This is a genomic window from Streptomyces sp. CO7 (genome assembly GCF_053474865.1).
The window spans coordinates 1,480,095-1,483,564 of sequence record NZ_JBRIOU010000002.1 but is presented as its reverse complement, the minus strand read 5'-3'; the positions used below and the strand labels follow the sequence as shown (position 1 = coordinate 1,483,564).

Annotated in this window: 2 protein-coding genes; one reads left to right on the top strand and one right to left on the bottom strand. The window is 74.3% G+C overall.

From position 1 onward, the window contains the following. Positions 1–114: 114 nt before the first annotated feature. On the bottom strand, positions 115–2,001 hold the full coding sequence (locus ACOV8S_RS08770) for an ABC transporter ATP-binding protein (RefSeq protein ID WP_448317402.1): 1,887 nt from the start codon (positions 1,999–2,001) through the stop codon (positions 115–117). A gap of 323 nt (positions 2,002–2,324) precedes the next feature. Here ACOV8S_RS08770 and ACOV8S_RS08765 point away from each other — a divergent pair, with 323 nt between their 5' ends. Further along, complete coding sequence (locus tag ACOV8S_RS08765; protein ID WP_448317132.1) at positions 2,325–3,383, top strand: mechanosensitive ion channel family protein; 1,059 nt, start codon at positions 2,325–2,327, stop codon at positions 3,381–3,383. Positions 3,384–3,470 lie beyond the last annotated feature (87 nt).

The following is a 3,470-nucleotide window of genomic DNA, read 5'->3' as shown; positions in this document are numbered from 1 at the left end:
ACCCGGCCCCCTGTCCGCCGCCCGCCGGTCACCTGGGACCACCGGGCGACCCTGTCCGCCGCGTGGTCCGGGCGGGCGCCGCCCGGCAGGTTTCGCCCCCGGCTCCCGCGGCGGTCAGACGGCCGCTTCGGCGACCGGCGCGGCCGACTCCCCGCGGGCCCGGTGGAGCTCGGCGTACCGGCCGCCGCGGGCGAGCAGTTCGTCGTGGTCGCCGCGCTCGACGACCCGGCCGTCCTCCACGACCAGGATCAGGTCGGCGTCGCGGATCGTGGAGAGCCGGTGGGCGATCACCAGGGCGGTGCGCCCCTCGAGTGCCTCGGCGAGCGCCTCCTGGACGGCCGCCTCGGAGGTGTTGTCGAGGTGGGCGGTGGCCTCGTCGAGGAGGACCACCCGCTGGCGGGCCAGCAGCAGCCGGGCGATGGTCATCCGCTGGCGCTCGCCGCCGGAGAGCCGGTACCCCCGCTCCCCCACCACGGTGTCCAGCCCGTCGGGCAGGGAGCGGACCAGGTCCTCCAGGCGGGCGCGGCGCAGCACGTCCCACAGCTCCTCCTCGCCGGCCCCGGGCCGGGCGAGCAGCAGGTTGGCGCGGACCGTGTCGTGGAAGAGGTGGCCGTCCTGGGTGACCATGCCGACGGCCCCGCGCAGCGAAGCGGCTTCGAGGTCGCGGACGTCGACGCCGCCCACCCGCACCGCCCCGGAGTCGACGTCGTACAGACGCGGCAGCAGCTGCGCGACGGTGGACTTGCCGGCGCCGGAGGAGCCGACCAGGGCGACGGTCTGCCCGGGCTCGGCGCGGAAGGAGATGCCGTGCAGGACCTCCTCTCCGCCGCGGGTGTCGAGGGCGGCGACCTCCTCCAGGGAGGCCAGCGAGACCTTGTCGGCGGACGGGTAGGCGAACCGCACGTCCTCGAACTCGACGGACAGCGGGCCGTCCGGCACCGCGCGGGCGTCCGGACGGTCCCGGACCAGCGGCTCGAGGTCGAGCACCTCGAAGACCCGCTCGAAGCTGACCAGGGCCGTCATCACCTCGACGCGGGCGCCGGCCAGCGAGGTGAGCGGGGCGTAGAGGCGGGTGAGCAGCAGGGCGAGGGCGACCACCGCGCCCGGTTCCAGGCTGCCGCGCAGCGCGAACCAGCCGCCGAGTCCGTAGACCAGGGCCAGCGCGAGCGCGGAGACCAGGGTGAGGGCGGTCATGAAGACGGACTGCGCGGTGGCGGTGCGGATGCCGATGTCGCGGACCCGGCGGGCGCGCTCGGCGAACTCGGCGGACTCCTCCTCGGGGCGGCCGAAGAGCTTGACCAGGGTGGCGCCGGGGGCGGAGAAGCGCTCGGTCATCCGCGTGCCCATGGCCGCGTTGTGGTGGGCGGCCTCGCGCTGCAGGCGGGCCATCATCGAGCCCATGCGCCGGGCCGGCACGACGAAGACCGGCAGCAGCACCAGCGCGAGCAGGGTGATCTGCCAGGAGAGGGTGAGCATCACGGCGAGGGTGAGCACCAGGGTGACCAGGTTGCTGACCACGCCGGACAGGGTGTTGCTGAAGGCCCGCTGGGCGCCGATGACGTCGTTGTTGAGGCGGCTGACCAGCGCCCCGGTGCGGGTGCGGGTGAAGAAGGCGACGGGCATCCTCTGCACGTGGTCGAAGACGGCCGTGCGCAGGTCGAGGATCAGGCCCTCGCCGAGGGTGGCGGACAGGCGGCGGGCGAGGACGCCGAGGCCGGCCTCCGCCACGGCGATCAGCGCGATCAGCAGGGCGAGGCGCACGACCCGGCTCTCGTCGCCGCCGGAGACGATCGTGTCGACGACGTGTCCGGCGAGGACGGGTGCGGCCACCGCGAGGAGCGCGGTTGCCACGCCGAGCAGCAGGAAGAGCGCGATCCGGCGGCGGTGGGGGCGGGCGAAGGCCGCCACGCGGCGCAGGGTGGCGCGGGCGAGGGGTCGGTGGCGCGCCTGCTCGTCGGCGTTCATCACGCTGTGGAGCTGCGTCCAGGCGGTGGTCTCCATACTCATGCCCGGAACGGTAGAACCTCCAGCTTGGTCGAGGTCAACGCCTTTCCCGCGGACGGCTCCCGCCGCGGGTGCGCGGCGGGCGGCTGCCCGGGGCCGGAGCGCGGGCCCGGGGGCGGGGCCAGGGCCGGGTCTCGAGGCCAAGACCCCTGCCGGGCAGGCCCGATGACGGGGCGTCGGCCGGGTGCGGCAGGATGAGGGCGCCCCGCCCGGGGCGCGCGGTCGGCCGGGCGACGGGCCGAACCATCCCCGGAGACGCGAACAGGTGACAACGTGACGAGACTCCCCCTCCGTCCGGCGGCGAGCCCCGGAGACGTCCGGTGAACCGGGCGCTGGAGCTGCAGGACCTGATCCGCGCGGGCGTCGCGGTGGGCGCTGGCCTGGTGCTGGCGCTGCTGGCGAAAATGCTGATGCGCTGGCTGGGCCGGCACGCGGAACGCACCCGCTGGGAGGGCGACGACGTGATCGTCGGCGCCCTGCGCACGATGGTGCCGTGGGCGGCGGTCCTCGGCGGCCTCGCGGCGGCCGCGGCCCTGCTGCCGCTGACGCGCGTGGTGGGCCGGACGGTCAACCAGGGCCTGACCGTCGTGATGATCACCGTGGTGACGCTGACGGTGGCCCGCGGGGTGGGCGGCATGGTCGGGGCGATCACCCAGTCGCGGTCCGGGGTGGCCTCGTCCGCGTCGATCTTCGTGAACATCACCCGCGTCTCGGTGGTCGCGCTGGGCTTCCTGGTCATCCTCCAGTCGCTGGGCATCTCCATCGCCCCGCTGCTGACCGCCCTGGGGGTGGGCGGTCTGGCGGTGGCGCTCGCGCTGCAGGACACCCTGGCCAACCTGTTCGCCGGTATCCACATCCTCGCCTCGCGGACCGTGCGGACCGGCGACTACATCCGGCTGACCAGCGGCGAGGAGGGGTACGTCGTCGACATCAACTGGCGGCAGACCACCATCCGCAACCTGTCGCAGAACCTGGTGATCATCCCGAACGGGAAGCTCGCCGGCACCAACATGACCAACTTCAGCCGCCCCGGCGAGGACATGACGATCATGGTCCAGGCGGGGGTCGGCTACGACAGCGACCTGGAGCACGTGGAGCGGGTGACCGCGGAGGTCGTCACCGAGGTGATGAAGGAGGTGGAGGGCGCGTTGCCGGAGCACGAGCCCGCGATCCGCTTCCACACCTTCGCGGACTCGCGGATCAACTTCACGGTGATCCTGGGCGTCGGCGAGTTCAGCGACCAGTACCGGATCAAGCACGAGTTCATCAAGCGACTGCACCGCCGCTTCCGGGCGGAGGGCATCGGCGTGCCGCCGCCGCAGCACGACGTCACCCTGCGGCACCGGGACACGGCGTCCATGCCGAGTCAGCGCGTCTGACGGCGGGCGCCCCACGCCGACGGCCGCGGCCCCGGGTCACCGCCCGGGAGCCGCGGCCGTCGGCGTGTGCCGGGGCGCGTCTGGGAC

Bases quoted from the DNA above. Each gene is read 5' to 3' on its own strand.
- ACOV8S_RS08770 (WP_448317402.1), bottom strand. From the start codon at position 2,001: ATGGAGACCACCGCCTGGACGCAGCTCCACAGCGTGATGAACGCCGAC.